The sequence below is a fragment of the Bacillus alveayuensis genome, from assembly GCA_030812955.1.
GTDB lineage: Bacteria > Bacillota > Bacilli > Bacillales > Aeribacillaceae > Bacillus_CB > Bacillus_CB alveayuensis.
The window spans coordinates 461473-485947 of record JAUSTR010000001.1 but is presented as its reverse complement, the minus strand read 5'-3'; the positions used below and the strand labels follow the sequence as shown (position 1 = coordinate 485947).

The 24475-nt window shown below is 37.3% G+C and carries 24 protein-coding genes; 1 reads left to right on the top strand and 23 read right to left on the bottom strand.

What is annotated here, in order from left to right:
* Positions 1 to 136 precede the first annotated feature (136 nt).
* The 3 genes from bcd to J2S06_RS02420 all read right to left on the bottom strand — a co-directional run bounded on the left by bcd (position 137) and on the right by J2S06_RS02420 (position 4360).
* Positions 137 to 1240 (bottom strand): branched-chain amino acid dehydrogenase, encoded by a 1104-nt coding sequence (gene bcd / locus J2S06_RS02430; RefSeq protein ID WP_419151176.1) that lies wholly within the window; start codon positions 1238 to 1240, stop codon positions 137 to 139.
* Positions 1241 to 1258: 18 nt separating this feature from the next.
* Positions 1259 to 2152, bottom strand: coding sequence for a phosphate butyryltransferase (gene yqiS / locus J2S06_RS02425; RefSeq protein WP_419151175.1), 894 nt, complete (start codon positions 2150 to 2152; stop codon positions 1259 to 1261).
* A 135-nt stretch (positions 2153 to 2287) separates the two neighbouring features.
* Positions 2288 to 4360 carry a sigma 54-interacting transcriptional regulator gene (locus tag J2S06_RS02420; protein ID WP_419151174.1) on the bottom strand — a complete coding sequence of 691 codons (2073 nt, stop codon included), beginning with the start codon at positions 4358 to 4360 and terminating at the stop codon, positions 2288 to 2290.
* A 151-nt stretch (positions 4361 to 4511) separates the two neighbouring features.
* Between J2S06_RS02420 and J2S06_RS02415 the strand changes: the two genes are divergently transcribed.
* Entirely contained in the window at positions 4512 to 4775 is a 264-nt protein-coding gene (locus J2S06_RS02415; RefSeq protein WP_419151173.1) for a DUF2627 domain-containing protein, read from the top strand.
* Between the two features lie 142 nt (positions 4776 to 4917).
* Here the strand turns inward: J2S06_RS02415 and J2S06_RS02410 are convergent, their stop codons facing one another.
* The 20 genes from J2S06_RS02410 to spoIIIAE all read right to left on the bottom strand — a co-directional run bounded on the left by J2S06_RS02410 (position 4918) and on the right by spoIIIAE (position 24469).
* Positions 4918 to 5664: a glycerophosphodiester phosphodiesterase gene (locus J2S06_RS02410; protein WP_419151172.1), complete on the bottom strand. Its 747-nt coding sequence runs from the start codon at positions 5662 to 5664 to the stop codon at positions 4918 to 4920.
* 96 nt (positions 5665 to 5760) lie between these two features.
* Complete coding sequence (gene spo0A / locus J2S06_RS02405; RefSeq protein ID WP_419151171.1) at positions 5761 to 6549, bottom strand: sporulation transcription factor Spo0A; 789 nt, start codon at positions 6547 to 6549, stop codon at positions 5761 to 5763.
* A 252-nt stretch (positions 6550 to 6801) separates the two neighbouring features.
* Positions 6802 to 8091, bottom strand: a complete 1290-nt coding sequence (gene spoIVB, locus J2S06_RS02400) for a SpoIVB peptidase (RefSeq protein ID WP_419151170.1) — start codon at positions 8089 to 8091, stop codon at positions 6802 to 6804.
* A gap of 138 nt (positions 8092 to 8229) precedes the next feature.
* A complete protein-coding gene (gene recN / locus J2S06_RS02395; protein ID WP_419151169.1) occupies positions 8230 to 9924 on the bottom strand; it encodes a DNA repair protein RecN in 1695 nt (564 codons plus the stop codon).
* Between the two features lie 29 nt (positions 9925 to 9953).
* Positions 9954 to 10403, bottom strand: a complete 450-nt coding sequence (ahrC, locus tag J2S06_RS02390; protein ID WP_044896393.1) for a transcriptional regulator AhrC/ArgR — start codon at positions 10401 to 10403, stop codon at positions 9954 to 9956.
* Positions 10404 to 10524: 121 nt separating this feature from the next.
* A complete protein-coding gene (locus J2S06_RS02385; RefSeq protein ID WP_044896392.1) occupies positions 10525 to 11358 on the bottom strand; it encodes a TlyA family RNA methyltransferase in 834 nt (277 codons plus the stop codon).
* Complete coding sequence (gene dxs / locus J2S06_RS02380; RefSeq protein ID WP_459077039.1) at positions 11348 to 13240, bottom strand: 1-deoxy-D-xylulose-5-phosphate synthase; 1893 nt, start codon at positions 13238 to 13240, stop codon at positions 11348 to 11350. Before dxs ends, J2S06_RS02385 begins: the two co-directional genes overlap by 11 nt.
* 18 nt (positions 13241 to 13258) lie before the next feature.
* Positions 13259 to 13873 (bottom strand): CNNM metal transporter family protein, encoded by a 615-nt coding sequence (locus tag J2S06_RS02375; RefSeq protein WP_044896390.1) that lies wholly within the window; start codon positions 13871 to 13873, stop codon positions 13259 to 13261.
* Between the two features lie 706 nt (positions 13874 to 14579).
* On the bottom strand, positions 14580 to 15464 hold the full coding sequence (locus tag J2S06_RS02370; RefSeq protein WP_044896389.1) for a polyprenyl synthetase family protein: 885 nt from the start codon (positions 15462 to 15464) through the stop codon (positions 14580 to 14582).
* Positions 15465 to 15466: 2 nt separating this feature from the next.
* On the bottom strand, positions 15467 to 15700 hold the full coding sequence (locus tag J2S06_RS02365; RefSeq protein WP_083979416.1) for an exodeoxyribonuclease VII small subunit: 234 nt from the start codon (positions 15698 to 15700) through the stop codon (positions 15467 to 15469).
* Positions 15697 to 17043 carry an exodeoxyribonuclease VII large subunit gene (xseA, locus tag J2S06_RS02360; protein WP_419151167.1) on the bottom strand — a complete coding sequence of 449 codons (1347 nt, stop codon included), beginning with the start codon at positions 17041 to 17043 and terminating at the stop codon, positions 15697 to 15699. The genes J2S06_RS02365 and xseA overlap by 4 nt, the downstream gene beginning before the upstream one ends.
* 79 nt (positions 17044 to 17122) lie before the next feature.
* Positions 17123 to 17974 carry a bifunctional methylenetetrahydrofolate dehydrogenase/methenyltetrahydrofolate cyclohydrolase FolD gene (folD, locus tag J2S06_RS02355; protein WP_419151166.1) on the bottom strand — a complete coding sequence of 284 codons (852 nt, stop codon included), beginning with the start codon at positions 17972 to 17974 and terminating at the stop codon, positions 17123 to 17125.
* A 13-nt stretch (positions 17975 to 17987) separates the two neighbouring features.
* Positions 17988 to 18386, bottom strand: coding sequence for a transcription antitermination factor NusB (gene nusB / locus J2S06_RS02350; RefSeq protein WP_044896386.1), 399 nt, complete (start codon positions 18384 to 18386; stop codon positions 17988 to 17990).
* A 387-nt stretch (positions 18387 to 18773) separates the two neighbouring features.
* A complete protein-coding gene (locus J2S06_RS02345) occupies positions 18774 to 19157 on the bottom strand; it encodes an Asp23/Gls24 family envelope stress response protein (protein ID WP_083979417.1) in 384 nt (127 codons plus the stop codon).
* Positions 19158 to 19201: 44 nt separating this feature from the next.
* Complete coding sequence (gene accC / locus J2S06_RS02340; RefSeq protein ID WP_419151165.1) at positions 19202 to 20551, bottom strand: acetyl-CoA carboxylase biotin carboxylase subunit; 1350 nt, start codon at positions 20549 to 20551, stop codon at positions 19202 to 19204.
* 11 nt (positions 20552 to 20562) lie between these two features.
* Positions 20563 to 21066 carry an acetyl-CoA carboxylase biotin carboxyl carrier protein gene (gene accB / locus J2S06_RS02335; RefSeq protein WP_044896383.1) on the bottom strand — a complete coding sequence of 168 codons (504 nt, stop codon included), beginning with the start codon at positions 21064 to 21066 and terminating at the stop codon, positions 20563 to 20565.
* A 288-nt stretch (positions 21067 to 21354) separates the two neighbouring features.
* Entirely contained in the window at positions 21355 to 21981 is a 627-nt protein-coding gene (locus J2S06_RS02330) for a SpoIIIAH-like family protein (RefSeq protein WP_419151164.1), read from the bottom strand.
* 3 nt (positions 21982 to 21984) lie between these two features.
* A complete protein-coding gene (spoIIIAG, locus tag J2S06_RS02325; RefSeq protein ID WP_419151163.1) occupies positions 21985 to 22626 on the bottom strand; it encodes a stage III sporulation protein AG in 642 nt (213 codons plus the stop codon).
* Positions 22626 to 23249, bottom strand: coding sequence for a stage III sporulation protein AF (gene spoIIIAF, locus J2S06_RS02320; protein ID WP_419151162.1), 624 nt, complete (start codon positions 23247 to 23249; stop codon positions 22626 to 22628). The genes spoIIIAG and spoIIIAF overlap by 1 nt, the downstream gene beginning before the upstream one ends.
* An 11-nt stretch (positions 23250 to 23260) precedes the next feature.
* Positions 23261 to 24469, bottom strand: a complete 1209-nt coding sequence (gene spoIIIAE, locus J2S06_RS02315; protein ID WP_044896379.1) for a stage III sporulation protein AE — start codon at positions 24467 to 24469, stop codon at positions 23261 to 23263.
* Between the last annotated feature and the right edge of the window lie 6 nt (positions 24470 to 24475).

The following is a 24475-nucleotide window of genomic DNA, read 5'->3' as shown; positions in this document are numbered from 1 at the left end:
AGTCGAAAACCTCCATTTTCGTAAACATGTTTGAGGCTGTCCCATTATTGTTATGGCCTCACATGCCCTTCTATCTATAAAATCATGATCCAATAATGAAAAATGAGGCTTTGGGACAGCTTCATTAAGACATTATTTAACGAGTGTGACGACGACTTAAAATATGTTGACCATTTTGTAAAAATTGGCTGCGAGATTTACGCATTGTTTCAATTCGTTCTTCGGCAAGACGATCAGCCGCAACATATGTTGGAATGTGATCACGCTTTGCGATTTCAAATACTTTTTCAATATTGTTGTAAATTTGTTCAACCTTCTTCATTGCGCGCTCACGATTATAACCATATAATTCATCTGCTACGTTAATCACACCGCCAGCGTTTATGACATAATCAGGTGCATAAACAATACCCATTTCATGAATTTTATCACCATGCTTAGGTTCACGAAGTTGGTTGTTGGCAGCGCCAGCAATCACTTTTGCTTTTAATTGCGGAATCGTCTCGTCGTTAATAATTCCTCCAAGTGCACATGGAGCAAAAATGTCACAATCAACACGATAAATTTCGCTAGGATCTACAGCTTTTGCTCCGAATTCTTCTGCTACACGTTGTACTGCTTCTTTGTTAATGTCCGTAACAATTAGCTGAGCTCCTTCTTCATATAAATGGCGGCATAAGTTGTATGCAACGTTTCCAACACCTTGGACAGCAATTACTTTACCTTCTAAAGAATCTGAACCGAAAGCTTCTTTCGCAGCTGCTTTCATTCCACGATAAACGCCGTATGCTGTGACAGGTGATGGATTTCCAGATGAACCAAACGCTGGTGAAATTCCTGTTACGTAATCCGTTTCTTCGTATATAATATCCATGTCCGCAACCGTTGTACCGACATCTTCAGCTGTAATATAACGTCCATTTAGCCCTTGGATAAAACGGCCAAATGCACGGAACATTGCTTCATTTTTATCTTTGCGGGGATCTCCGATAATAACGGTTTTGCCACCACCAAGATTTAACCCAGCTGCTGCATTTTTGTATGTCATTCCTCTTGCTAAACGTAGAGCATCTTCAATGGCAGCGTCTTCAGAATCATACGTCCACATCCGCGTACCGCCAAGTGCAGGGCCGAGTGTTGTGTCATGAATCGCAATAATCGCTTTTAAACCTGATTGTTCATCTTGACAAAATAGCAGCTGCTCATAGTCATATTTTTCCATATATTTAAAAATTTCCATTTTCAATTCCCCCTAAGATTATTTTGCTGAACATATTGCTAATGCTAGAGAGTAAAGTTTGCTCTCAGCAGAATCTGCTCGACTTGTTAATACAATCGGTGCCTTTGCCCCTGCAATCACAGCTCCCACTTTCGCTTTAGCAAAGTAAATTAATGATTTATACAAAATATTTCCGGCCTCAATAGCTGGAACTAATAAAACATCAGCTTGACCTGCTACTTCACTCTTAATCCCTTTATGTTCAGCCGCTTTCATTGAAACGGCATTATCTAGCGCAAGCGGTCCATCAACTATACAATTTTTTATTTGTCCTCTTTTATTCATTTGGGTTAGTGCTGCAGCATCTAGTGTTGCCTGCATGGCTGGATTAACCGTCTCAACTGCTGCTATTGGTGCAACTTTTGGCAAATTAATTTCGATTGAGTTTGCAATTTCAACAGCATTTGTTATAATTTGAGACTTTTGATGTAAATCAGGTGCTATATTCATCGCTGCATCTGTTACAATGATGAACCGGTCATATTCAGGAACTTCGAAAACAGCAACGTGTGATAATACTTTTCCTGTACGTAATCCATATTCTTTATTTAATACCGCTTTTAAAATCGTAGCAGTTGGGATATTTCCTTTCATTAACACATCTGCTTCTCTTGCCTTTACTGCTTTGACAGCCATTTCAGCTGACATTTCCTTAGAAGTTGTATGAACAATTTTCACCCCATCTTCCCGAATACCCTTTTCTTTTAAATAAAAACGAATTTTTTCTTCCTCTCCAAAAAGGATAAAACGAGCTAATCGTTTTTCTAGTGAAGTATAAACGGCTTCTATTACTTCTTCATCCTCCGCCTGTGCAACGGCAACCGTTTTATCTTCCAATTGGGCTGCTTTTGTAAGTAAATCTTCTAGCTTCATCTTCTAGAATCAACCCTTCCGAATTTTTGTTCGAATTTGTACGCTCCTATATAAAATTTTAGCAAGAATTGTGCCAATCGAAATAGATTGAAAACGCTTTAATCAAGAAAGTCTAATCATGAATTTTTTTTCATACTATGAAAATTTTTGCGTGTTATGTTTTGCAATGTTGTATTTTTCCATCTTGTAATATAAATTTCGTAAGGAAATGCCTAGTTTTTGTGCTGTCTTTGTCCGATTAAAGCCATTTTCTTCAAGAGCTTTTCTAATAATCTTTTCTTCAAACTGATCCATTAATTCAGATAAAGTGGCATTATTAGTATGATCGATAATATTTATTTTCTTCCTCTCTTTTTGAACTTCTAAGGAAGGAAGGTGGTGTGACTGAATCACCGTTTCATGATGGTTCATAAAAATGATGGCCCGTCCTAACACATTCTCTAACTCTCGAACATTTCCAGGCCAATGATAATTCATGAAAGCATCGATTACCTCGTCCGTAGCACCTTCTACATTTCGTCCATAATCTTGGTTTATTTTTCTTATTAAATAGGCGCATAATGCTGGAATATCTCCTTTCCGATGCCGTAAAGGAGGTATTGAAATTGGATAACGATTTAAACGATAATATAAATCTTCACGAAATTTTCCCTCAGCCATCGCTTTTTCGAGATTTACATTCGTAGCAGCAATTACTCTTACATTGACTGGTATTGGTTTTGTACCGCCAACACGAATGATTTCACGCTCCTGTAAAACTCTTAATAATTTTGCTTGCATATGTGCCGATAATTCGCCAATTTCATCTAAAAAAATACTTCCGTTATTCGCTTCTTCAAAGTATCCTCTTTTTCCACCGCGCTTTGCTCCGGAAAAAGCCCCTTCTTCATAACCAAAAAGTTCGCTTTCGAGCAAAGTTTCAGAAATAGCAGCGCAGTTTACACGAATGAATTTATTGTATTTTCGATCACTGGCATTATGAATAGCATGAGCAAACAATTCTTTCCCCGTTCCTGATTCTCCCCTTAATAAAACAGTCACAGGTGTTGTCGCCCCTAATTTTGCTTGTTCAATAACAACCTTCATTTCCTCACTTTCTCCAATAATGTCATCGAATGAATATTTTGCCTCTAATGTACGGATAATTTGTCGTGCCCGGTTCAATTCCGTTGTTAACATTTGGATTTCTGAAACATCGTGAATAACGCCAACGCTTCCCTTTAATTTCCCATCAACAATGATTGGAGCAACATTAACAATAACATCCTTTTTATTTGGACCAACCTTCATTCGTGCTCCCCGAACAGCTCTACGAGTTTTCAACACCTTCATATGCATGCTTTCACCTTCAGAAATGTCAATCTCAGCTGGTTTCCCAATCACTTCTTCCTCTGTTAAACCTGTCATTCGTGTATAGGCTCGATTAATTAAGAGCCCGCGGCCCTTTTCATCAACGACTGATATCGCTTCCTCTGATGATTGAATAATCGCCTGTAACATCGTTTGGATCTCTTTTAAATTTGTAATTTCTTCTGCCAGATGTTCAACTTCCGTAAATTCTTTAAAAATCGACAAAGCTCCATATAGCTTTCCCTTTTCATCTATAATAGGTATTCTTGTGGCAACGATCGAAACCCCATTATTTAAAACAAACTGCTGATTTATCTCAATTTGTTTCGATTTAAGCACCCGCGGCAAGCCACTCGTCGGAATGAAATCTTGAATAGGCTTGCCCATTACCTTTTCTTTATGTATTCCTGTAACTTTTTCTGCTGTTTTATTAAATAAAAACACTCGTTCATGAACATCAATCCCAATCATCCCATCGTTTGTAGAATTAAATATTGTTTCTTGTATATATGTTTCTTCTTGCAATTTTTCTATTAATGCCTCTTTTTCTTCGATTAGCTGATACATAATATAAGCAATCGAGCCCGGGATAATGATTGTTTCCTTTTTTTTCTCTTTCATAAGCTCTTCAAAAATTTGGTGATGACCTGTTGTTTCGATTACGATATCAATTTGTCCTGATAATAACGGCTTCCAGTCTGTACTCGTAAAAATTCCGAGTGATCGAGCTAATTTCATTCCAGGTGAATGGGGGTTTAAATCTACAACTGCAATAATTTTCAACATTTTCATTCTAGACAGTCTTTTAAGAAGAGCAGTGCCACCTTTTCCAGCACCGATGAGCAATACTTTTTGCATGATGATCCCCCTTTCATTAGATGAGCCATATTTATGAAAAAAATTTCATACTTCCATCATAACATGTTTGCGAGGGTTGACAAACGTTTACGAGAGTTCGAAAATAAACTTAATAAAACAACGAATAAATAGAATGAAGGGACTTATTCACATGGCCAGATTAATAGCGTTAATCATCATGGTTATTCCTGGTATTTTTTCTGCTTATGGAATTAAATTAATGAGAGACATGTTATTCGGAATATTACAGCCACCATTTCCTTATTTATGGCTGCAATTTTTAATTGGCTTCATTTTTTTCCTTGCTGGACTTTCGTTTATTGGAGGATTTATTTTACATCGCGATCGTAAGCGTAATAAGGTTCAGCCGCGTTTCGTAAAAAAAAGTGCTTGGCGCTCGCCTAGCGACGTATGAACCGGAAAGCTCCATATGAGATGAAGGAAACGCGAAGATTGGAAAAGCGATTTGCGTGTGATTTATAACGAGGAGCAAGAAGTTCGCTAGCCGCTGGATCTTTAGCTAGACACCTAAACTCCAATAAAAAGTAGCCAAGCATTCATAAAACTTGGCTACTTACTTTTTTCTTCACTTCCAAGGCTTTTTTCGGAATATCGGTTATAATGCCCGGAATATTCCAGCGAAATAATTGTTCCATGACGTTTAGGTTGTTTACTGTGTAAGCGCGAACAGAAATATTTTCTTCTCTTGCCTTTCTAATAATGGATTCCTTTTGCAATGAAGTAAAATGAGGATGAATTCCAGAAGACTGTAATTGTTTTGCATACTTCCAAGGCTCGTATAACCATTCACGATATAAAATCGCTGTTGGAATTTCATCCGTCAGCCGATGAACTTCTACGAGACTATAATGGTTAAACGAAGAAAGAACGACTCGATTTTCTAGTTGAAATTGCCGAATCAAATGAATCACTTTTTTCTCTAAATGAGGGTATTCAATGACACTGTTTTTTAATTCGATGTTCAAGAACAAAGATTGTTTTCGTTTGGCCCAAGAAAACACCTGATCTAATGTCGGAATCTGGCATTGCCCGGCATATTGTGGAAACTGATAGGAAGCATCAACATGCTGCAGCTCGGCATATGAATAGTCTTTTACCCATCCGGCTGCGTTTGTCGTTCTATCTAGTGTTTCATCATGGATGACGACGAGAATACCATCTTTTGTCATTTGGACATCAAGTTCAATTCCATCCGCATTTTGTTGATATGCTGCTTCAAAAGCTAGCATCGTGTTCTCTGGATATTCTCGGCTGGCACCACGATGAGCAAAAATTTGAGTCATATTTTAGCACCTGCTTTTTCATGAAATATATACCACCTTCTAATCGTCCGTTTGCCGTTCATTAGAAGGTGGCATAGATTATGTGCCTTTTCTCTTTCAAGAAGCTTTATGCTCTAAGCGTAATTTATCGGCAACCATCGCGATGAATTCGGAGTTCGTCGGTTTTGCTTTGGACATGCTGACGGTGTAGCCAAATAAGTTGGAGATGGATTCAATATTGCCTCTACTCCAAGCAACTTCAATGGCATGACGAATGGCACGCTCAACACGAGAAGCTGTCGTATTATATTTTTTAGCTATGTCAGGATAAAGAACTTTCGTAATTGAACCCAATAGTTCAATGTCTTTATAGACCATTGAAATAGCTTCGCGTAAATATAAATACCCTTTTATATGAGCTGGTACACCGATTTCATGAATAATGCTTGTAATACTTGCATCTAAATTGTTCGCCCTATCTTCTTTTTGTACTTTCGAAGATGCTTGAGACCGCTTTAATACAGATGAAGTTTTCCCGCTTACTTGCCGTATATGGCTTGCTAAACTTTCCATATCGAACGGTTTTAATATAAAATAAGCAGCCCCGAGATCGACTGCTTTTTTCGTGACATCTTCCTGTCCAAAAGCAGTTAACATGATCACATTTAAATTTTTTGGTTTTTCCATATCACGAAGCTTTTCTAAAACAGCTAAACCATCTAAATGAGGCATAATGATGTCTAATAAAAGAACATCAGGTTCTTTTTCCTTTAACATTTTTAAACACTCTAGTCCGTTGTACGCAACACCAATGACATCCATATCGTCCTGACTGGATAAATACTCTTCTAATAAAGAAACAAGCTCTTTGTTATCATCTACAATACAGACTTTAATCTTTTTCACAAAACCTTCCTCCCCGATATTCTTATGCAATCAAAAATGCCTAAATGTATCTAAAAAGAGACTTCGACAATTAAAGAAAGATTCCTCTATATTTTTGAAAAAAAACTCAAAAATTCCATATAACGCTCTTATTCTCCATTTTTCTCACATTTTCGACCTTATTCACATTATACATAACTTAACAAATGTACTTTACTCTTTATTTTAGCGAAGTGATAACAGGAAATAAAGCAAATGAAAAAAGCGAGCTCCTTAGCTCGCTTTTTGTTTCGTATTATATAGATCAATTCCAGCATCTTGCAGCATCCATTCTATATGAACACCGTACCCTGAAGTAGGATCATTCACAAATACGTGGGTAACGGCTCCAACTAGTTTTCCATCTTGAATAATTGGACTACCGCTCATTCCTTGAACGATACCTCCCGTTTTTTGAAGCAATTTTTCATCTGTTATTTTAATTACCATTCCTTTAGTAGCTGGGAATTTTTGATTAACTATGCTGACGATTTCGACATCAAATGCTTCAACTTTATCTTGGTCAACAACTGTTAAAATTTTCGCTGGTCCTTTTTTTACTTCATGAGATAAAGCTATTGGGATGGGTTGATCCATAATTCCATTTTGGATATCTTTATTTAATGTTCCAAAAATCCCAAAAGGAGTATTTCCTGTAATTTTTCCTATTTCTTCTCTTTCCCCAGAAAACTTGGCTAATTTTTCTCCAGGTTTTCCATTGCTTCCTTTTTCAATGGACGTAACTGTTGAACGAACGATTTTACCTTCATGAACAACTATTGGTTTTTTTGTATCAATGTCGGAAATTACATGTCCGAGAGCACCGAACTTTTTTGATTTCGGTTCATAAAAAGTCATAGTCCCAATCCCTGCAGCAGAATCGCGAATATATAAACCAATTCGGTATGATTGATCATGATGATCTTTGACAGGTTTAAGCGTCGTTTCAATTAATTCATTATTTCGCTTGACGACAAGATTTAGCGGATTTCCTGTCTTACCTGCTTCTTGAATAAAAGGAGTGACTTCGCTCATTTTCTCAATTTTCTTCCCGTTTATTTTTGTTATAATATCTCCAATTTTAATCCCTGCTGCTTCACCAGGGGATTTTTTTCCGTCATCTGTTTCAATTTGGTGATAACCAACAACTAATACACCTAAAGAATTTAACTTAACCCCGATTGATTGCCCCCCGGGTATAACTTTTAAAGCAGGGAGTACATCAACGGAAACTTTTTTAATTGGAAATCCACCTATATCATAAACAATTTCACCTTTCCCACTATTTTGTCCACTTACTTGTAATTCCGCTTCATTTTGGGCCAATATAAAAGCGTTGGTTGATTGTTGTGTAGCATTGGCAAAAGTAGGAATAACGTGATGGAAAGAAAAATGATCTTTTTCAAATAATTTTATTTCTTGTGGCATTGATACATATTGTTTAACTGAATCGGAAAAACCTAAACATATTAAAGAAACAAGGAGAATCGCACCAACTATTTTTCTAATTTTTTCAATGATCATTTTTTCACTCTCCTCGCTCCTACCCCACACCATATGGATATAAATCACATGGCTACATTCATTAATTTTACCTTGAGCGAGGTCATTTATAACAGGAATTAAAAGAAATTGTTACCTAAGCGTTTGAAAAGCGAGCAGCTAGCTGCTTTTCACCTGAAATGCCATCTTCAAAAGCTCTTTAGCATGTTGTTTCGTTAATTCTGTTACTTCTACTCCAGCAATCATGCGGCCAATTTCCTTAATTTTTTCCTCTTCATTTAACGTTTTTACATGTGTCTTCGTTCGACCGTCAATCGTTTCTTTAGATATATACAAATGATGATCCGCCATTGCGGCAACTTGAGGTAAGTGGGTAATACATAAAACTTGTGAACCTTCTGAAACTCGATAAATTTTTTCTCCTATTGCTTGGGCAACACGACCACTAACTCCCGTGTCCACTTCGTCAAAAATGATGGAAGTAATCCCTTGATGCTTAGAAAAAATTGATTTCATTGCTAGCATAATTCGGGAAAGTTCACCGCCAGAAGCTACTTTTGCTAAAGGTTTTAATGGCTCACCAGGGTTTGTTGAAAGATAAAATTCAACTTGATCGATTCCATCTTGTGTAAATTTTACTTCTGTTACATCTTGGAGAAATTTTACATCAAATGTTGTTTTATCCATATATAAAGCTTTTAATTCTTCTTTTATTTGCTGAATTAGCTTTTTGGCCCATTTTTTACGAAGCTTTGATACATTTTCCGCTTCTACAAGTAAATCTTTTTGAATCGATTCCAATTCTTCTCTTAGCGTATGTAAATGACTGTCTCGATTTTGAATCGTTTCGATTTCCTCTTCAATTTTGGCAGCATATTGTAAAATTTCTTCAACTGATTGACCATATTTTCTCTTTAAATGATTAATTTCATTTAGCCTTTCCTCAATAATGTCTAATCTTTGCGGGTCAAATTCTAATTGGTCTAACTCATTTCGCAGCTGGTACGTTAAATCCTCGATGATATAATAATGATTTGACAAAGCTTCCGACATTTCATGGAGTTTTTCATTTATATTTGAAACATCCTCTAGATGGCTCATGGCAAGACCGAGCCAATCTAATCCCCGTTGTTCCCCTTGTAAAGCATCGTAGGCATTTTGAAGCGCCTTAAACACTTTTTCAAAGTTTACAATCTTCTTCCGTTCTTCCTGGAGCTTCACATCTTCCTCTGGCTCTAGATTAGCGTCTTCAATTTCCTTCAGCTGAAATTGAATTAAATCTAAACGATGAGCCATCTCCTGTTCATTTTCTGTTAGCCGCTTTAGTCTTTGTTTTATATCTAAAAATTTTCGATATAATTGAACGTAAATTTCTTTCGCTTTCTGAATTTCATCAGATCCATATTCATCAAGCAAAAATAAATGTCTACTTTCATCCATTAATTCTTGATTATCATGCTGCCCATGTATATCGACTAAAAGCCTGCCAATTTCTCGAAGAATAGCAATGGTCACGAGCTTTCCATTGACTCGACAAATGCTTTTTCCGTTTGCCGTAATATCACGTCGTAAAATAACCATTCCATCCGTTATATCAATTCCAAAATCACGACATTTTTCTATACATGGATGTGTTTCATCATCGATTAAAAATAACCCTTCAATTTCGGCGCGTTTTTCACCAAATCGGACAAATTCCGATGATCCCCGTCCACCCGCTAATAACGAAATAGCATCAATAATGATGGACTTTCCCGCACCAGTCTCTCCAGTCAGCACAGTTAATCCTTTATCAAAGGACAAAGTTAAAGACTCAATAATGGCAAAATTTTTTATCGATAATTCCGCTAGCATAACGATTCACCTCTCCCATTTTATAGGGATTAAAGCATGTCCAAAAATCTTTTCGTTAATACTTCTGTATCTTTTGAAGTTCTACAAATGATGAGAATCGTATCATCTCCACAAATAGTCCCTAATATTTCATCCCAATCTAAATTATCGATTAATGCACCGATCGCATGAGCATTTCCTGGCATTGTTTTCATGACTAGTAAATGCCCAGCAGAATCAATTTTCACAAAAGCATCCATTAACGCTCTCTTTAATTTTTGCAAGGGATTAAAGCGTTGATCTGCTGGAAGACTATATTTGTAGCGCCCATCTGGCATCGGCACTTTCACTAAATGCAATTCTTTAATATCGCGAGACACAGTTGCTTGTGTCACGTTAAATCCTGCACTTTTTAACATATCCACGAGTTCATCTTGTGTTTCAATGTCAAAATTTGTAATGAGCTCTCGTATTTTAATATGTCTTTGCCCTTTATTCATTTCGGCACCTCTCAAGCATTTTCTTTACTTTTATGTTATACAAAATGACGAAAAAAGTACACGTTTGCTCGATAAACATAATAAACAGGAATAGCCTAGGCTATCCCTGCTTTTCTTGTTCCTAATTAGATTTGCTCTTTAATTCTTGATGTGCTTTTGCGACAATTTCTTCTATATTTTGTTTAAAATGGATTTCTCCTCTCTCTTTCGCCCCTTCAAAATAAAGATGGAGCAAAAACTCAATATTCCCATCGCCTCCAGTTATCGGTGAAAAGGTAAGGTTTACACAATCAAAGCCTTGCTCTAATGCAAATGTCGAAATGTCTCGCAATACATGTTCATGAACTTTTCGTTCTCTTACAATGCCTTTTTTCCCAACGTTTTCTTTACCAGCTTCAAATTGTGGCTTAACAAGAGCAATAATATGGCTTTTGGGGACTAAAATAAATTTTAATACAGGCAATATGAGTTTTAAGGAAATAAAAGACACATCAATAGTCGCAAATTCCGGTAATCCATATGGGAAATCGACGGCTGTTACGTAGCGGAAATTCGTTCTTTCCATTACGACAACGCGCTCATCTTGCCTTAGCTTCCAAGCAAGCTGATTATACCCAACATCAATGGCATAAGACAATTTCACACCATTTTGCAAGGCACAGTCCGTAAATCCTCCTGTAGATGCTCCGATATCGACCATAATTTTATCTTGAATATTTAGCTGAAATTCTTTTAACGCTTTTTCAAGCTTTAAGCCGCCGCGGCTTACATATGGCAAAACATTCCCTTTTATTGTAAGAGGAATGTCTCGATCGACCTTTTCACCAGGCTTGTCCATTCTTTGCTCATTACTATAGACAAGTCCTGCCATAATGGATCTTTTTGCTTTTTCTCTAGATTCAGCGAGGCCTCTTTCAACCAATAAAACATCTAATCGCTCTTTTTTACCCATAATTCATTCCTTTTTCTTTCACAGGTGTAAGTGTTAAAATGGAATCGATTGCTGCTTCTTTTGTTAGCTGTACTTCTTTAAGCAGCTTCGTAACGCTTCCATGTTCAACAAACGTATCTGGTATTCCCATTCGCTTAATTTTGGCATGTTCATAGTTGTGCTGTGAAGCAAATTCTAATACCGCACTGCCAAATCCACCTTGAAGCACCGCTTCTTCAATGGTTAACACCGGAATGTTTTCGGAAAATATACCATGCAGCATTTGTTCATCAAGCGGCTTAATAAATCTTGCGTTGACAACACGTACAGATAGATCTCGATCTTCTAGTTCATTCGCAGCTTCTAGCGCCATTCCAATCGTTGTACCAAATGTTAAAATACAAACGTCTGAACCATCTTTCAGCACTTCCCATGTACCTATTGGAATCTCCTTTAATTGTTTATCAAGTGGTACACCTAAACCATTTCCACGCGGATAACGGACAGCTATAGGACCATCATCATATTTCAGCGCTGTGTAAACCATATGCTGCCCTTCATTCTCGTCTTTCGGCATCATTAAGACGATGTTCGGAACATGACGCAAAAAGGCGATATCAAAAACTCCATGATGTGTTTCACCGTCTGCCCCAACAAGACCTGCTCGATCGATGCCAAAGAAAACGTTTAAATTTTGGCGACAGACGTCATGCACAATTTGGTCATACCCACGCTGCAAAAATGTTGAATAAATCGCTAAAAACGGCTTCATTTTGGCCTGCGCTAACCCAGCAGCAAGCGTAACGGCATGCTGCTCAGCAATGCCTACATCAAACATTCGATCAGGAAATTCTTCACGAAATCCTTCCAACTTCGAACCGACAGGCATTGCTGGTGTAATGGCTACAATTCGTTTATCCTCTCTTGCTATTTTCCGAACCGTTTCACTAACAAGTCCACTCCATGAAGGAGCGGTATTTTTTGGTTTTACAAAATCTCCTGTTTCAATCTTATACGGGCCTGTCCCATGCCACGTCCCTACTTTATCTGATTCTGCAGGCAAGTAACCTTTCCCTTTTTTCGTGATAACGTGCAATAAAACAGGACCTTTTGTTTTTTTCGCATATCGCAAGTTTTCAAATAAATCGTTAAAGTTATGGCCATCAACTGGCCCTAAATACGTGAAGCCAAGTTCCTCAAAAAACATTCCAGACACAAAAAAATATTTTAGACTATCTTTTACCCGCTCGGCTGTCTGTGCTAATTTCCCACCAACTGCAGGAATTTTTTTCAATAAATATTCTAATTCATCCTTCACCCAATGATATTTACCAGCCGTTCGCAGCCTCCCTAATATGTTGTGAAGAGCACCGACATTTGGGGCAATGGACATTTCATTATCATTTAACACAACAATAATATCCTTCTGTTCATGTCCGATATGATTAAGGGCTTCAAGCGCCATTCCACCTGTCAGCGCACCATCACCAATAACTGGAATAATATATTCATTCGTTCGTTTTAAATCCCGAGCTATGACCATTCCCATCGCAGCAGATAAGGAAGTCGAGCTATGACCGGTTTCCCATACATCATGCTCACTTTCAGCTCGCTTTGGAAAACCTGATAACCCTTTATACTGTCTAAGTGTATCAAATTGTTCGGCTCGACCTGTTAAAATTTTATGAACATATGATTGATGTCCGACATCCCAAATAATTTTATCCTTTGGACTATCAAATTCTTTATGTAAAGCGATTGTCAATTCGACAACGCCTAGATTCGGCCCAATATGTCCCCCTGTTTTCGATAATTGTTGAATTAAAAAATGGCGAATGTCAGCACTCAGTTGTTCTAGCTCATCGTTCGATAAATTTTTTAGAAATTTCGGATTTTTTATAGACATTAGATCCAAAAGGACCACTCACTTTCGATTCTGTTTTCGCTGCTTCTTATTTTTCCCTTTATTATCTTTTATCACTACAATATTAAAACGATTCTCTAAAAAATTAAATAATTTTCCTACCTGATATATTATATCTGTAGAATAACGGATAGCAAAGGTTTTTCCAAATGCTTTTCCTCCTACAGTCAAAGCTGCGACAATACTAGTTAAAAGAACGGATATGGCAAACTCATGAATCGACCCTTGCTTAAAATTTAACGATAAGGTTAAATTTAAAATAACAATGGCTGAAGCCGTTCCACTAATAATACCAGATATATCGCCAATGACATCATTACAAAAGTTCGAGAAGCGGTCAGCATTGCGAATAATGTGAATGGCTTGCCTCGCCCCTGGAATTCGTTTTGATGCCATTGCATGAAAAGGAACCTCATTGGCAGCTGTAGCTGCAATTCCTAGCATATCAAAAAAAATCCCAATTAAAACAATGAATAGAACAATGAGCATCCCGAGTGCCCAACCAACTCCGCCTAACAATGCTGTCGATATAATTGAAAAAAGAGCCGCTAACACAAATGTGATAACGGCTATTCCAAAGCTCCATTTAAATGATTGTTGAAAAAGTTCTCTCATTATTTTCTTTTACACCTTTTTCTTATTCAAACTATGTATAAAACAAAGTTGGAGTGGTCATATATAGAGTAAAAATTACGGCTTAGGTCCAGTAGGTTTTCCCAGCCGGGTACCAAGCGTTGCCACTCTGGCGGTTTCCCTTTAAACCCGACTTAGCACTGTCGCCAAATGCTAGACTGGATTGCCACTTAGTCCGTACTATAATCCTCTATATATGTCGCACCACGCGAACAGTCTAGGAGTTTTCCTCAACAGCCTTTAACCAGTTCCTAGCCTCTTTTGCAGAGCTGATTTCATATGGCATACAGTAGCCCTTTCATTGGCCATATGAAAAGGTTACTATTTAACCATAATCCCCTCAGACACCACTCAAGGCAGGCTACGCTGTCCGTACGTCCAAACAAAGGACGTACGTAAACAGGTTCATACCCCATTCCATACCTTCAATGAAGATACGTAAATGGGCCTCCGCGGAAAGAGGGTCAACGCCCACATGCCTTTGTGGATCGCCCTCTAACCTTAACTCCCAGCATCAACCCAAGGCTGGGCGCCTCAAGCCAACACCAGGAACTTCATCGATGTGCCCTTTAGCGGATTTTTAGGCCCGCCTTCAGAACTGGAGGGCTGACTAGAATACTGCACCACTCCACGTATTTCTGTGATAACATTATATCATAGGGGATTCATAATCTCAATAATCGAGCATTTAGTATTCCCTTGATACAACAAGGTCGCAAAAGTCTTCCAGTAATTTTGTACTTATGGATAATGTATGCAGTATTTCCTTCGCTTTTGCTTGATGTTCAAAAAGCTTTTTCTTTGCACCATCCATTGTTAATAAAGATGGATAAGTTGCTTTTTGATTTGTCGTATCAGAGCCAACCGGCTTACCAATCACTTCTTCATTTCCTTCAATATCCAATATATCGTCGCGAATTTGGAAGGCAATCCCCATGTGAAACGCAAATTTTTTTAATTTTAAAATGTCTTCTTCAGCTGCGTTTGCAAGGATAGCGCCAGCGATAATACTATATGCTAATAGCTTTGCTGTCTTATGTTCATGAATAAATTCTAGGTCAGACAACGTTAAAGCTTTTCCTTCTCCTTCTAGATCTGCTACTTGTCCACCAACCATTCCTTCAACACCGCAAGCTTTTGCTAATTCGGCTATAAGAAGCACCTTTTTTTGTGCTTCTACATCTTCTTGCTCGGCAATGATTCGAAAACTTTCGGTTAATAACCCGTCACCGGCCAAAACCGCTAATGCTTCGCCGAACACTTTATGGTTTGTCGGTTTTCCACGTCTTAAATCATCATTGTCCATACATGGAAGATCATCATGAATTAAGGAATACGTATGAATCATTTCAATCGCACAAGCAACCGGATAGCCGATGGATTCTTCTTTATTATAGGAATTTAACACAGCTAGAACTAAAACAGGGCGAAGTCTTTTCCCGCCAGCATTCAGCGAGTATAGCATCGCTTTTTTAATTTTTTCAGGAGCATTCAATCGCTCTATGTGTGACGGAAGAAGGGACTCGATCACCGTTTTCCTCTCTATTAAAAAGCTCTGAATGGATGCGCTCACGATTATTCTTCCTCCTGTATTTCAAATGGCTCTAATTGTCCATTATCTTTTAAAATAAGATCCATTTGTCTTTCCGCATGCGTTAACTTTTCATGACAAATCTTTGATAATAGCATCCCTTCCTGAAAATATTGAATCGCTTTTTCAAGAGGAACATCACCTTCTTCTAATTTTTCAACAATTTGTTCTAATTGTTCCATTGCCTGTTCAAATGTTAACTCTTTTTCTTCTTTCACATCGATCTCTCCTCTATTCCCTTTACTTCACATTTCAGTTTACCGTCCTGCAGATGAACTTCAATGGTATCATTTGGATTGATTTGTTTGACACTTTTTACGATATTGTTTTCGTTGTACACAAGGCTATATCCTCTTTCCATGACTTTTAACGGGCTCAAAGCATTTAATTTCGATACTTGGGTGTCAAACTGAGATTGTTTTTGATGGAGTAAAATGTTCATTTCACGGATCAACGTTCGCTTTACTTGGAAATAGTGTTCCTTTAGCCTTTTTACTTGATCATTTGGATGCTGTTGAAGGAGACGATTTTGGAACGTTTCGTAATGATCTTTTTTTCGTGTCATGTAGCGTTTTCCTTCACGCATAAAACGATCTAATAAGTGGTCAAGCAGCTGCTCTTTTTGTTCATACAATTGCTTTGGATATTTAAACGCGTAAGATTTTTGCAAGCTTTTCAAACGCTCTTTTTCATATTTCAATCGATCTTTAAATATTTTCATGATTCGTGCTTGTCGCTGCTTCGTCCGTTCTATTAAATCTGCATAATGTGGTACAGCCAACTCAGCAGCACCTGTTGGGGTTGGAGCACGTAAATCGGCAACAAAATCAGCAATGGTATAGTCTGTTTCATGTCCTACTGCTGAAATGATCGGAACTTTCGAATGAAAAATTTCACGTGCAACGATTTCCTCATTAAAAGCCCAAAGCTCTTCAATTGAACCACCACCGCGGCCAACGATTAACACATCTAACATGCCGAGCTCATTAGCTTTACGAATTTGCTTTGCAATGGAATGGCTCGCTTCAACTCCTTGAACGAGTGCAGGTAATAAAATAACATTACAAAGCGGATACCGTCGTTTAATGGTTGATAATATATCGCGAATGGCCGCCCCAGTCGGTGATGTGATCACACCGACATTGGATGGATAAGTAGGTATTGGCTTCTTATATTTTGGATCAAAAAGGCCTTCCTTTTCAAGCTTCCGTTTTAATTCTTCGTATGCTAAATATAAACTTCCAATACCATCTGGCTGCATTTCCTTCACCGTTACTTGATATGTTCCACTAGGCTCAAATACAGAAATCCTGCCGCGAACCAATACTTTCATGCCATCTTCTGGTCGAAATTTTAACAATCGAAAATCACTATAAAACATAACCGCTTGAATTTTGGCCCCTTCATCCTTTAATGTAAAATACATATGACCTCTACTATGAATTTTTACGTTAGAAAGTTCGCCTTTTATCCATATATCTTGCAAGTGTGGGTCAACATCAAATTTTCGTTTAATATATTTTGTTAAAGCCGTAACGGTAACAAATTTTCTGTTACTCATATAAAAAACTCCTTTTATTTCAACGTTTAGAATTGTAAAATAAGCTATCAGCGGCCTATTACCACTGATAGCTCCACAATCAAGATAAACGTTTTTTCGCAGCCAAAATAGTGTTGTGAACTAACATCGTGATCGTCATCGGACCGACTCCACCTGGAACAGGTGTAATAAAGCCAGCCTTTTCTTTTGCTTCCTCAAAGTGAACATCACCAACGAGCTTTCCGGATTGTGTGCGATTCACTCCTACATCAATTACAACAGCCCCCTCTTTCATATCATCTGCAGAAAGAAAATGGGCTTTTCCAACTGCAACGATTAAAATATCCGCTTCCTTTGTAAAGGATCGCAAATTATTCGTTTTGGAATGACAATATGTAACCGTCGCATCCTCATTTAAGAGCAATTGACCAACAGGCTTTCCTACAATATTGCTTCTTCCTACAACTACAACATGCTTTCCGGCTATTTCGATGTTAGCAGATTTTATTAATTCAACAATTCCTGCTGGTGTACACGGCAAAAATGCTTCTTGTCCCGTCATCATTCGTCCGATATTAATGGGATGAAAACCGTCAACATCCTTTTCAGGAGAAATTTTTTCGATCACAGCTTTTTCATCAATATGCTTCGGTAATGGTAATTGAACTAATATACCATCAACAAAAGGATCTTGATTGTAGCGGTCGATAAGCTGTAATAGTTCGTTTTCTGTAACGCTCTCCTTTAAATGTTCTAATTTGAACTCAACACCCGTTTCGACGGAAGCCTTTTGTTTCCCTTTTATATAGGAAAGAGAGGCAGGATCATCCCCAACTAAAATAATCACCAGCTTTGGTGTTATCCCTTTTTGCTTTAACAATTTCACCTCATTAGCCAGCTCTTGTCTTTTTTGAATGGCCAAATCTTTTCCGCTAATAATCGTTGCAGTCATTTTCTTCCTCCTTCTACTTTGATTCTTCTAAAGAATTTTTCACGCTTGAGAGGACACCATTTACAAATCGACCTGACTTTTCATCACCAAATGTTTTCGCCAGTTCAATCGCTTCATTTAATGTGACATTAACGGGGATATCCTTTTCATATTTCATTTCATAAACTGCCATCCGTAAAATAGTTCGATCGACTGCTGCCAATCTTTCTATTTTCCAATTAACTAAAAAAGGCTTAATCATTTCGTCAATTTCCTGCATGTGATTATTCGTTCCCTCGACAAGGCGTGTTAAAAATTCATCAGCTTCTTCCCCTTGAAGAACGTGTTCGATCGCTTCTTTTGGTGATGTATGAGCGATATCAATTTGAAACAGTGCCTGTAATGCTTTTTTTCTTGCTGTTCTCCGTTTCATTTTCTGACTCCTTTTAATATATTGGTCATTGTCGAATAGTCATAAAAGAATGATATCATATTTCCATTGTTGAAGCATATGAAAGTTCAACAAAAAAAAATTCAGAAAGTTGAAATATTTTTGTTGTCATTATAGATGAAAAATATTTAGTAATAAAAAAAGCGCAAAGCGCCCCGCTTAGCGGCGTATGAACTAGACTGCTCCGCATGAGATCAAGGAAACACGAAGAGCGAAAGCGTCGATGTTGACTTATCGGAAGGAGGAGAGGGAAGTTCACTAGTCGCTGCGGCTTTCGCTTGACATCCATAACTATATAAAAGGGTTTATTCCTTCGTGATCATGATATAAATTCTGATATAATAAAAAAAAGCGGGAATTCCCGCCTTTTTACATCGTTTCCTCTATCTCTGTTTCCGGCTGTTTTTGTTCAAATTGTACACCTACGACATGAATATTAATTTCATTGATTTCGAGAGCTGTCATATTTAATAAAGCTTGACGAATGTTATCTTGCACTTTTTGAGCAACAGTTGGAATGGATACACCAAATTCCATGACACAATATACATCAATGACAATACCATCATCATTTAAATCAACTTTTACGCCCTTGCCGTGGTTTTTCTTTCCGAAACGCTCGACAACTCCTGTTGCAAAATTGCCTCGCATTTGCGCAACCCCTTCAATTTCAGAAGCAGCAATTCCGGCAATAACTTCAATGACTTCTGGGGCAATTTCAACCTTTCCTAAGCTTGAGTCTTCTTGATTCATTTCCAAAATATGTTTTTCACTCAAAAAAATCACCTCCTACCTTGCTACTCCATCACTTTATGGAGCTCTAAAAATTTCGTATTAAACTCACCACTAACAAATTTCTCATGTTCTAAAAGCTTAAGATGGAATGGAATCGTCGTGTAAACACCATCAATGACAAATTCATTTAAAGCACGCTTCATGCGGGCAATGGCTTCTTCTCTTGTCGCACCATATGTGATCAGCTTTGCAATCATGGAATCATAAAATGGTGGAATGGTGTATCCTGAATAGACAGCCGAATCAACACGTACCCCAAAACCACCTGGAGGTAAGTACATATTAATTTTCCCAGGTGACGGCATAAAATTCTTCTCTGGATTTTCCGCATTTATACGGCATTCAATTGCCCAACCATTAAATGTAACATCTTCTTGCTTATATGACAGCACTTCATTGGATGCTACTTTAATTTGCTCTTTAATTAAATCAATTCCCGTCACCATTTCTGTTACAGGGTGCTCGACTTGAATCCGTGTATTCATTTCCATGAAATAAAACTCACCACTATGATAATCGAAAATAAATTCTACTGTTCCAGCCCCTGAATAGTTAACGGCTTTTGCCGCTTTCACGGCAGCCTCTCCCATCTTCTTTCGAATTTCTTCCGTTAATGCAGGTGAAGGAGTTTCCTCTAAGAGCTTTTGTAAACGGCGTTGAATCGTACAATCACGTTCGCCTAAATGAATAACATTTCCATGATTGTCTGCCAACACTTGAATTTCGACATGACGGAAATCTTCAATATATTTTTCAAGATAAACTCCTGGATTTCCAAATGCTGTTGCTGCCTCTTGTTGTGTAATTTGAATTCCTTTTTTCAGCTCCTGTTCATCACGAGCTACACGAATTCCTTTTCCGCCTCCACCAGCTGTCGCTTTAATAATAACAGGAAATCCAATTTTTTCAGCAATTTCCATTGCTTCTTCTATATTTTCAATAATTCCTTGTGAGCCAGGGACAATTGGAACACCGGCCTTACGCATCGTTTCTCTTGCAATATCCTTTGTCCCCATTTTTGAAATCGCCTCTGGACTTGGACCAACAAAGGTGATGTTGCATTCTTTACATAGCTCTGCAAAATCAGCATTTTCCGCCAAAAATCCATAGCCCGGGTGAATCGCATCTGTATTCGTAAGTTTGGCGACACTAATAATATTGGTAAAATTTAAATAACTATCTTTCGATGCTGTAGGTCCAATACAGTAAGCTTCATCTGCAAGTTGAACATGTAAAGCATCTTTATCAGCTTCAGAATAAACTGCAACCGTTTCAATTCCTAATTCTTTACATGCACGAATGATTCTTACAGCAATTTCTCCTCTATTAGCAATTAATAACTTCTTAATCATAAACTCGCTCCTTATTCAGGCTTTACAAGAAATAATGGTTGTCCATATTCAACTAGTTGTCCATTTTCCACCAGTACTTCTACAATTTCACCTTTTACATCAGCCTCGATTTCGTTAAACAATTTCATAGCCTCTACGATACAGACGACCGTATTTTCTTCCACTTTAGATCCAACTTTTACATATGGATCTGCATCTGGATTTGGGGCAGCATAAAACGTTCCGACCATCGGTGACGTGATTTTATGTAAGTTTTCAGTATCAACATTTTTCGGTTCTTCTTTCACAGCCTCTTGTTTTTCACTTGGTGCTGCAGCTTGTTGTGGAGTCTCTGTTATTACTTTTTGAACGGGTTGAACTTCTTTTTCTTGAACAACTTTTTGTACAATCGTTTCTCCTTCTTGCCCGCGTTTTCTTAATTTAACTTTGACCCCGTCATTTTCATACAAAAATTCATCGATCGATGACTGATCAATTAGTTTAATAATTTCACGAATTTCCTGTATTTTCAACATTAAAAGCACCCCTTGCGTTTTGAACTAATGGTTTTTGAATTGTCATCTAGTACTAAAAGTATGTACTACATAGTATCATACGACAAGATACAGCAAAAATTCAACATCGTTCGGTCAGCTCAATGCTAAATGATCTTGATGAGGAGTGGATAAATATACAAACTAATATAAATTATAAAATAATTCGATTTATTTTAAAACGCTTCCAACAGATTTTTCTCATTTTTATTTATCGTCTCTTTTCATCATCAACGTGCTGCAATAAAAAATCCCCATTCAATTGGGGATTTAATCAGCTGGATGGAAGGTAACCGCTACATCTTGCATTCCGCTAATTTCTTTTTTTACAAGATGGATAATTTCATTCGCTTTTTGTTTAGAATGTTCTTTTGCTTTTACTGTAATACGAACTCGATCTCCATCTGCTTGAACTAATGCATCACCGTATCCTTTTGATTTAATTAACGTTTCTAAAACTTTTTCTTTCGCTGTTATTTCTGATAATTCCCTCATCTCTTCATATGCTTTGCTTTTCTCCTCGGCTGATACTTCGTTAGAGCCGATGATCGATTCCAGCTGCTGCTTACGCATACTTCGTTCATCCTCAATCTCCATGCGTATTGCTGTAAATAAATCGTCATTTGAAATACTTGAAATAATCGCTTCATCATTTTCATCATTTACATTTTCTTGTGTAAGGTCTCCATTTTTTTCTTTTTGTCCACTGTTTTCTTCTTTCCCTTGATCATTTTCTTGCTCTTTACCTTTTTCATCCATTGAAGTATTTCCGTTTTCCTTTGTACTGAGCGCGACGTTTGAATTCATTTCTCCTTCTGGAGACGTAATATAATATACACTCAAGACAACGACTAAACTGAGCATCGTTAACAGCCAAACGGTTTGTTTTTTTAACAATTATTATTCCTCCTTTGTTTTTTTAGGTAATACGGCTACACGGTGGCTTTTCACATCCAATACCCTCGTAACCGCTTCTACGATCATTTTTTTGATTTGAATATTTTCAGCACCTTTAGCTACAACTAAGACTCCCCGGATTTCAGGCTTCTCGGTCTTAATGACAATCGGGGACTCTTGATCTCCTTGCCTGATCAAAACAATTTGTTCATCTACAGATTGATCATGTACTTCACGAGTGCCACCTTTTAAGTCTTTTTCCTCCGTTGTTTGGCTTTGCATCGTCCTATTTTTTTCAAGTACCTTTTCAGACGTTGAGTCTACATTAACAACGACCGTAACGTCATCAACACCAACAATGCTTTCTAGAGCTTCTTTTAATTGTTTTTCATATTCTTTCTCAATCGTCTCGATGGCAGAATTTTTTTCATCTAATTGTTTAAAAGCTTTCTTGGCTTCATTTTCATGGAGGTTGTTCATTCCTTCATACGTTTCCTTTTGACTGCTAGAAAAAAGGTTACTTATTAACATAAAGGCAATCCCAATAAACATGACAATCAGTACATATTGATAAGTCGAAGGCTTTTTATGACCACCTGGAAGTAAATCCATGATTCGTGCAAATAAACTTTTTTTATCTCCCATTATCGATCCTCCCCTCCTTCCATTCGAACGGTGATTTTATGCGTTGGTATTCCCCATGTTAGAGCTAGTTGTTCTATAATTTCTGATTCGAGTGCCATGTGTTGATTTTCGTCTCGTTCTGTGGCAAAAGGTTTAATTTCGATTGGTTGAATCGTTTCAATAGCTGTGTCTGAATTTGATTCAGCAAGCGTAACGATTACCTCATCGATATCTTTTTCCGAATAAATTTGTTGTTGATTGGGGTTCGTGGAAAGAAGGATATTTTCAATTTTTATTCCATACCTCTCCATCAGCTCCTCTTCCGCAAATAATTTCATTTGGACAGCCATTTGTTCTAAAATATATGCACGTTCTTTAGCTTGTATATCATTTTTCTTTAATTCCATTTCATTTTTTATTTGTTCATCGTGAACGAATAAAGGATTGTTCATTTCGGCAAATAGCTCATGGGTGTCAATTGAAAATATTTTAAATATAGGTGTAATGATCACAACAACTAGGAGGAGGCTAATCACGAGCTTTGCATATTTTTGCATTGACGAATTAGGTAACAACATATCTACGATAAGTGCTAGTAAAATAAATAAGATAATATTTGTAATCCAATCCGTTAAAAACGACACCTTTTAATCACCTACCTGACCATCATCGTGACATTGCCAGCCGCTATGATAACGGTGAGGCTTAAAAAGAACATTAATGATACGATGGCGAGTGCTGCAAAAATATAAACGACACATTTACTAATAATGTCCAAACATTCGATTACTAGCCCTCCGCCTAGCGGTTGTAAAATAGCGGCGGAAAGCTTGTAAATAAAGGCTAATGCCAAAACTTTAATGGCTGGAAATAAAGAAATCATCAATACAAGAGCTACTCCAATTAACCCAACCGTATTTTTTAATAGTAACGAAGCACTAATCACAGTGTCGGCAGCATCCGTAAACATTTTCCCTAAAACTGGAACGAAATTGCCAGTGACAAATTTAGCTGTTCGTAAAGTTAGGCCATCTGTTACAGCCGCAGACGCCCCTTGAACCGATAAAACTCCTAAGAATACTGTTAAAAAGCTGCCTAATAAACCAATACTTATATTTTTTAACAATTGAGCAAGCTGGGTAACTTTATAATGTTCTGAAAGTGTGCTGACAAGATAGAGTAGGGCTGAAAGAAATAGCAATGGAAGAACAATTTTTTCAATTAATAATCCACTTGTGTTCATTAAGAAGATAATCACTGGATGAAAAAATGCAGCAGAAACGAGGCCACCGGAAGAAGCCATCATTGCTAGTAAAAGAGGAATCAATGAGAGCATCAAATTGGTCATTCCTTGTATAGCTTCTTTCGTATAAGATATGGCTATATGAAAACTATTTAGGGCAATAATGATTAATACCATATACACAATCATATAGGCGACCTTGCTAACTGTTTTTTGTTCAAAAGCATTTTGCAAATGTTCAAGAAGCGTGCTAAAAACTGTTAAAAGTATGAGTGTTCCTAAAAGTTTCCCATTCGTTAAAATCTCGTAAAACAAAAACTTAACTAAACTTTGAAACCACTCGGTTAGTGAAAATTCTTTTTCTCCTTTAATAAATTGGTAGAGTGAGCCTTTTTGGCTTTCTGGCAGAAAACCACCATACTCTGTCAAAATTTGATCCCAAAATTTTGTCATTTCTTCTAAACCTAAATTTTCAATTTGATCTTGAATGTATTGTTGTTCCAACTTTTCTTTTTGCTCCATTGAGCCATTTGTCTGCTGAATTGAGGCTTGTACAAAAATTGGAATAAAAAAAAGGACAATCAACGAAATCAATACTGTTAATAGGAATGACTTTTTCACTCTCCT